Source organism: Micromonospora sp. NPDC049580 (assembly GCF_040675595.1).
GTDB lineage: Bacteria > Actinomycetota > Actinomycetes > Mycobacteriales > Micromonosporaceae > Micromonospora.
The window spans coordinates 1-6,779 of sequence record NZ_JBFAPG010000350.1 but is presented as its reverse complement, the minus strand read 5'-3'; the positions used below and the strand labels follow the sequence as shown (position 1 = coordinate 6,779).

Genomic DNA, 6,779 nt, shown 5'->3' with positions numbered 1-6,779 from the left:
GGCCTGGGCTCGGGGCTTGACCTCGCGGGCCTGGTCGCCGGAGAGGGCCGCGGCCGGGGTGTCGCCGGGAAGCGTGTCGTCCGGCTCGTAGAGCCAGCGCAGCGCCGCCTCGTCGTCGTAGCCGTTGTCGGCGAGCAGGTTGAGCACGCCGGGCAGGTGCTTGAGAACTGTCTCGTTGGCCACCAGCTCCGCGGGTATCCGGCGGATGCCGTCGCGGCGGACCGCCAACAGCTCCCGGTCGCGGATCATCTGGTGCACCTTGCTGATCGACACGTCGAGCCGCTCGGCGACGTCGGGCAGGGCGAGCCAGCCCGCCGGGTCAGTGGGGCCGGCGAGCTCGGGGCCGGGTACGGCCTGGTCGGGTACGGATTCGGTCACCCGATCACCCTGCCACGCCGCGGCCGGCGAGGGCCACCGGCACCCCGCACGGCCAGTCCGCGCCCGCCGACGGGCACCGTCGGTGAGCAGCGGATCAGGGCCACCACCGAGGTGGCGATCACGACGGGACGGACCAGGGACGACTCCGGGCTGTAGCATCCTGTTCAACTCCCACCCCCTGGACACATAGACTCCCTGCCGATGGACACACAGGTCGCCGACACGTTGCTGGGCTCGCTGATCGACGGGCGCTACCGCATTCGCGGTCGCGTGGCCCGTGGCGGCATGGCGACCGTGTACACCGCCACCGACGAACGCCTCGAGCGCACCGTCGCAGTCAAGATCATTCACCCGACCCAGGCGCCCGAGGCACGGGCCCGGATCGCCAACTTCGTGGCCCGGTTCACCGACGAGGCGAAGACCATCGCCCGGCTGACCCACCCGAACGTCGTCGCGGTCTACGACCAGGGCACCCACGCCGGTCTGCCGTATCTGGTGATGGAGTACGTCCGCGGCCGTACGCTGCGCGACGTGCTGGCTGAGCGACGCCGGCTCAACCCGGACGAGGTGCTGGCCATCGCCGAGCAGATGCTCGCCGCGATCGCCGCCGCGCACCGGGCCGGCCTCGTGCACCGCGATGTCAAACCGGAGAACGTGCTGGTCGCCGAGGCGCCCACCGGCGGCGTCGCCAACCTGGTGGACAGCGTCGTCAAGGTGGCCGACTTCGGGTTGGCCCGCGCGGTCGAGGCCAGCGCCGACGAGGAGCAGGGCAACCAACTGATGGCCACCGTGGCGTACGTCGCCCCGGAGTTGGTCACCGAGGGTCGGGCCGACCCGCGCACCGACGTCTACTCCGCCGGCATCGTGCTGTTCGAGATGCTCACCGGCCGGGTGCCGTACGACGGGGACCGTCCGGTGGACGTGGCCTGGCAGCACGTCGACCGGGATGTGCCCGCGCCCTCGACGCTGGTGCCCGGCCTGCCGTCGGCCCTCGACGCTCTGGTCCAGCGGGCCACCCGGCGTGATCCCGCCGCCCGGCCCGCCGACGCCGGCGCGCTGCTGGCCGAGGTTCAGGTCGCCCGGGACCGCCTGGGTGACGTCAACAGCACCAGCACCGCCGTGCTGCGTCGGGTGACGGACGAGCCGCCGGTCTCCCAGCCGACCATGATGGTCGCCACGGTCCGCCCGGCCGAACGGCCGACCTGGGCCCGGCTGCCGGAGGGCGCCAGTCAGGGGCCGGGCCGGCGGCGGGCCGCACCGGAGCCGTCGGAGGGTCTGGGAGCCCGGCTCGCGGCGCTGCGCACCACGGTGCTGGGCAATCCGCAGGGCCGGCTGGCCGTCGCCGCCGTGGTGGTGACGCTGGGCCTGGTGGCCGCGCTGGGCGGCTGGTGGTTCGGTGTCGGCCGCTACACGTCCGCCCCGCAGCTGGTCAGCCTGAGCAAGACCGACGCGCAGGCCCAGGCCGAACGCGCCGGCCTGACCCTGGCGTACGGGGAGCCGCGCTACGACGAGAAGGCTCCGAAGGACAGCGTGCTCGGGCAGGACCCGGCCTCGGCCAGCAAGATCGTCAAGGGTGGCAAGATCACCCTGACCCTCTCGCTGGGTCCGGAGCGCTTCCCGGTACCGGACGTGATCGGCAAGGAGTACGAGCTGGCCGAGGCCGATCTGGTCAACGTCAAACTGGTGGTGGCCAAGGGCACCCCCCGTTACGACGACACCCTGCCGGCCGGCGTCGTCCTGGACAGCTCCCCGAAGGTGGGGGCCGAGGTCAAGCCGGGCACGAAGATCACCCTCATCCTGAGCCGAGGCCGGGCGCCGGTGTCGGTGCCGAACCTGGTCGGCAAGAGCCTCACCGATGCGCGGGCCACCCTGAGCGGGCTTGGCCTGGTGCCGGTGGAGACCTTCAAGGACTCCGACAAACCCAAGGACGAGATTCTCAGCCAGAGTCCGGCCGACGGCGCGGGCGTGGAGAAGGGCACCCAGGTCAAGCTGGAGATCAGCAAGGGTCCGCCGCTGGTCGTCGTGCCCCGGGTGATCGACCTGCCCTGCCCGCAGGCCAAGCAGTTGCTGGAGAGCCAGGGCTACCCGGTGACCGTCGCGTTCAACCCGAACGCCACGGTCCGGATCCAGGCCCCGGGCGAGAATTCACAGGTGCCCCCGGGCACCCCGGTCACCATCACGTGTTTCTGATGCCGACGCTTCGTTCGCGGCCGGTGGGCGCGCACACTCCGACCTCCGGGGGGTTGGCGAAGGCCGCCCTGCCGTACGTCGACGCGACCGGCGCCGAGGCCGTGCAGGTGTACGTCTCCAACTCGCGAGGCTGGGCGCTGCCCCCGGGTGACCCGGCGCAGGACGCGCTGTTCCGCGAGGGCTGCGCCGAGCGGGGCATCCCCGCGTTCATCCACGCCTCGCTGCTGGTCAACCTGGGCTCACCCACGCCGGCCACGGTCGAGAAGTCGGCGCAGACGCTGGCGCACGCGCTGCGCCGGGGTGTGGCGATCGGCGCGCGGGCGGTGGTGTTCCACGCCGGCAGCGCGGTCGACGAGGGGTACGCCGAGGCGGCGATGCGGCAGGTCCTTCGGGAGCTGCTGCCCCTGCTCGACTGGGCCGCCGAGGCCGGTGGGCCGATGCTGCTGGTCGAGCCGAGCGCCGGTGGCGGCCGCTCGCTCGCCTCCCGCGTGGAGCAGCTCGGGCCCTACCTCGACACGGTGGACCGGCATCCCATGCTCGGGGTCTGCTTCGACACCTGCCACGCCTGGGCCGCCGGTCACGACCTGGCCGCCGAGGGCGGGATGACCGCGACCCTGGACACGCTGGTGGCCACCGTGGGGCCCGACCGGTTGCGGCTGGTGCACGCCAACGACTCGAAGGATCTGTGCGGCTCGACCCGGGACCGGCACGAGAACATCGGCAAGGGCACCATCGGCGAGCCGGCCTTCGCGGAGCTGATGGCCCATCCGGCCACCGCCGGTGTCCCCGTGGTGGTGGAAACCCCCAGCGAGAAGCAGCTCGGCCACACCGCCGACATAGCAACCCTCAACCGCCTGAACCCCTAACCCCCCACCCGCACCCCACCCGGCCCCGGGCCCTCCGGGGTGATCAAGAGCTTTGCGTCAGAATCCGGTCTCCGGATGACGCAAAGCTCTTGATCAACAAGGGGTGGGTCAGGCGGCCAGGACCTTGGTCAGGGCGGTGGCCGCTCGGTCGATCGCGGTGTCGTCGACGCCCAGGTGGGTGACCAGGCGGGCGGTACGGGGGCCGAGCACCGAGACCAGTACGCCCTCCGCGCGTGCGGCGGCGGCCAGAGCGCGGGCGTCCAGCGCGTGCTTGGTCAGGTCCAGCGGGACGAGGTTGGTGCGGACCGCTGTGGCGAGCACCCCGAACGGCGCGACCGCCTCGGCGAGCCGGGCCGCCCTCGCGTGGTCCTCGGCCAGCCGGTCGACGTGGTGCGCGAGGGCGTACCGGCCGGCGGCGGCGAGGATGCCGGCCTGGCGCATGCCGCCGCCCATCCGCTTGCGGATCAGCCGGGCCCGTTCGATCTTCTCCGCGCTGCCCACCACCAGCGAGCCGACCGGCGCGCCGAGCCCCTTGGAGAGGCAGACGGACAGCGTGTCGAAGAGCCGGCCGTACTCGGTCAGGGGCACCCCGTCGGCGACGTGCGCGTGCCAGATCCGGGCGCCGTCGCAGTGCAGCGCCACCCCCGCGTCGTCGGCGACACCGCGCAGCTCCCGCAGGGTGGCCAGCGGGATAACCCCGCCACCGCCCCGGTTGTGGGTCTGCTCGACGGCGATCGCGCGGGTGGGCACGGCGAAGTAGCCGTCCGGACGGATCATCCGGGCGACCAGCTCCGGGTCGATGTCCGCGCCGACAGCGGGCCAGGTCCGCGAGGAGATCCCGCCGTACGCGGCCGCGGCGCCGATCTCGTACGTGACGACGTGCGCGTCGGCGTCGCAGAGCAGCTCGTCGCCGGGCGAGACCAGCAGTTGCAGGGCGATCTGGTTGGCCATCGACCCACTCGGGGCGAAGAGCGCCGCCTCGTGCCCGAACAGCGCGGCGACCTCCGCCTCCAGCGCGTTCACGGTGGGATCCTCGCCGTAGACGTCGTCACCGACCTCGGCGGCGGCCATCGCCTCCCGCATCCCGGCGGTCGGCCGGGTCACCGTGTCGGACCGCAGGTCCACGAACGCGTCAGCCATGATCATCCCTTCGTCCGTCGACTGCGGGGCCCGCGTCAGCCACGCAGCATCTCCGCCACGAGGAAGGCCAGCTCCAGCGACTGCTGGGTGTTCAGCCGAGGATCGCAGGCGGTCTCGTACCGGTCGGGCAGGTCGAGGTCCTCGATGCCCTGGGCGCCGCCGAGACACTCGGTGACGTCCTCACCGGTCAACTCGACGTGCAGGCCGCCGGGGTGGGTGTCCAGGCCACGGTGCACCTCGAAGTAGCCGAGCACCTCGTCGACGATCCGGTCGAAGTGCCGGGTCTTGTAGCCGTTGGACGACTCGTGGGTGTTGCCGTGCATCGGGTCGCACTGCCAGACCACCTTGGCGCCGGAGGCCGTGACCTTGGCCACGATCGGCGGCAGGGCGTCGCGGACCCGGTGGTTGCCCATCCGGCTGATCAGGGTGAGCCGGCCGGGGATGTTGTCCGGGTTGAGCTTCTCGCACAGCTCGATCGCCTCGTCCGGCGACGTGGTCGGGCCGAGCTTGACCCCGATCGGGTTGGCGATCCGGGAGATGAAGTCGATGTGCGCGCCGGTGATCTGCCGGGTGCGCTCGCCGACCCAGAGGAAGTGCCCGGACAGCCCGTACGCCCGGCGGTCAGAGACCCGGGTGAGCGCCCGGTCGTACTCCAGGGCGAGGGCCTCGTGGGAGCAGTAGAGGGTGACGGTCCGCAGCGCCTCGTCGTCGGTCATCCCGCAGGCCCGGATGAAGGCCAGCGCCCGGTCGATCTCCCGGGCGATCGCCTCGTAGCGCTCCCCCGCCGGGGAGGTCTTCACGAAGCCCTTGTTCCAGTCGTGCACCGCGTGCAGGTCGGCGAGCCCACCGGCGAGGTACGCCCGCAGCATGTTCATCGCGGCGGCCGAGTTGGCGTACGCCCGGATCATGCGCTGCGGGTCGGCGACGCGGGCGGCCGGGTCGGCCTCCAGCGAGTTGATCATGTCGCCGCGGTAGGCGGGCAGGCCACGCGCGTCGGTGGGCAGCGAGCGCGGCTTGGTGTACTGGCCGGCGACCCGGGCGACCTTGACCACCGGCAGCGACGCGCCGTAGGTGAGCACGATCGCCATCTGGAGCAGGGTGCGGGCGTTGGCCAGCAGGTGGCTCTCGGTGTTGTCGACGAAGGTCTCGGCGCAGTCACCGCCCTGGAGCAGGAACGCCTTGCCCTCGCAGACCAGGGCCAGCTTCTGCCGGAGCTGGTCCACCTCGTAGGGCGCGACGACCGACGGCACGGTGTCGAGCACCTTGCAGACCTCGGCGACGGCGGCCGGATCGGACCACGGTGGGGTCTGCTCGCGGGGCAGCTCCCGCCAGCGGTCCAGACCGAGGGCGGCGTCCTCGGCGGAGTCGACTGTCGGACGGCTGGTCTGCAGGCCCGGGCTGCCTACCGCGGGATGGCTCAGCTGATGCCACTCATGGCGCATGAGAGAAAGCGTACGGCGACCGTGGGCGTACCCGAGCGGCGAGGGGGACGGTTCCGGCAGATGGGAGATCAATCCCACCGATGTCGGTCGGTCAGGACACCGGTGAGGCGCCGACCCCGTTCGGCGACGGGCTGGCGGCGGGGTTACCGCCCGGCGCCTCCCCGGCGATGCACCAGTCGCCGCCGTCGCGGGTGACGGTGAACACCAGCGGGCGGGTGACCTTGCTCTTTCCGGCGGTGACCGAGACCGAGACGCTGACCTCCTGGCCGCGCGGGCCGGACCGGACGTCGGTGATGGCCGCCTCGGGCACCTCGAAGTGGTCGGCGAAGTCGCCGTTCGGGCCGGTGGCGGCCAGGTCGAACCCTTCGTGCAGCAGCTCGCAGAGCTGGCTGCGGCCGGCGGCGACGTCCTTGGCGGTCATCGCGTCGAGGTACGCCTGCACGCGCTCGCGGGACCGGGTGCCGGCCTCCTCGGCGGGGGCACGCTCGGGCTTGGCGGTCGACTCGTCCTCGTCACCGCCGCCGATCCCGCAGCCGACCAGGGCGGCCGGGAGCAGCACCAGGCCGGTGGCGGCCGCCGCCAGCCTGCGGTGGATCGGGCGCATGACCACCTCCGTCGACGGGGAATCGAGACGTGCCGAGCCGCGAGTCTGCCACATCGGGCCCGACCTGCCCAAGGCCGACGGCCCGGCCGACCCGCCTAAGGCCGACGGCCCGGCCGACCCGCCCCACGCCGGCGGCCCGGCCGACGCCCAGCGTCGGCC

General features: G+C 72.7%; 6 protein-coding genes. 2 read left to right on the top strand and 4 right to left on the bottom strand.

The window, feature by feature from the left end:
- Nucleotides 1–378, bottom strand: a 378-nt coding sequence (locus AB0J68_RS23575; RefSeq protein WP_363940493.1) for an Rv2175c family DNA-binding protein, incomplete at its 3' end; no start/stop codon positions are given.
- A gap of 201 nt (nt 379–579) precedes the next feature.
- Here AB0J68_RS23575 and pknB point away from each other — a divergent pair.
- Together pknB and AB0J68_RS23565 are read left to right on the top strand one after the other, a co-directional pair.
- Nucleotides 580–2,568, top strand: a complete 1,989-nt coding sequence (gene pknB, locus AB0J68_RS23570) for a Stk1 family PASTA domain-containing Ser/Thr kinase (RefSeq protein ID WP_363940492.1) — start codon at nt 580–582, stop codon at nt 2,566–2,568.
- A complete protein-coding gene (locus tag AB0J68_RS23565) occupies nt 2,568–3,434 on the top strand; it encodes a deoxyribonuclease IV (RefSeq protein WP_363940491.1) in 867 nt (288 codons plus the stop codon). The genes pknB and AB0J68_RS23565 overlap by 1 nt, the downstream gene beginning before the upstream one ends.
- Nucleotides 3,435–3,542: 108 nt before the next feature.
- Here AB0J68_RS23565 and AB0J68_RS23560 read toward each other — a convergent pair whose 3' ends face one another.
- From AB0J68_RS23560 to AB0J68_RS23550, 3 genes are all read right to left on the bottom strand, one after another.
- Complete coding sequence (locus AB0J68_RS23560) at nt 3,543–4,574, bottom strand: GntG family PLP-dependent aldolase (protein WP_363940490.1); 1,032 nt, start codon at nt 4,572–4,574, stop codon at nt 3,543–3,545.
- 35 nt (nt 4,575–4,609) lie between these two features.
- Nucleotides 4,610–6,016, bottom strand: a complete 1,407-nt coding sequence (locus AB0J68_RS23555) for a class II 3-deoxy-7-phosphoheptulonate synthase (protein WP_354858250.1) — start codon at nt 6,014–6,016, stop codon at nt 4,610–4,612.
- A gap of 91 nt (nt 6,017–6,107) precedes the next feature.
- Nucleotides 6,108–6,620, bottom strand: coding sequence for a nuclear transport factor 2 family protein (locus tag AB0J68_RS23550; RefSeq protein WP_355066888.1), 513 nt, complete (start codon nt 6,618–6,620; stop codon nt 6,108–6,110).
- Nucleotides 6,621–6,779: the final 159 nt, after the last annotated feature.

What these genes read in the sequence shown, in the direction of transcription:
- pknB (WP_363940492.1), top strand. Translation starts at nt 580, where the DNA reads ATGGACACACAGGTCGCCGACACGTTGCTGGGCTCGCTGATCGACGGG.
- AB0J68_RS23555 (WP_354858250.1), bottom strand. Translation starts at nt 6,016, where the DNA reads ATGCGCCATGAGTGGCATCAGCTGAGCCATCCCGCGGTAGGCAGCCCG.
- AB0J68_RS23550 (WP_355066888.1), bottom strand. Translation starts at nt 6,620, where the DNA reads ATGCGCCCGATCCACCGCAGGCTGGCGGCGGCCGCCACCGGCCTGGTG.
- AB0J68_RS23565 (WP_363940491.1), top strand. Translation starts at nt 2,568, where the DNA reads ATGCCGACGCTTCGTTCGCGGCCGGTGGGCGCGCACACTCCGACCTCC.
- AB0J68_RS23560 (WP_363940490.1), bottom strand. Translation starts at nt 4,574, where the DNA reads ATGGCTGACGCGTTCGTGGACCTGCGGTCCGACACGGTGACCCGGCCG.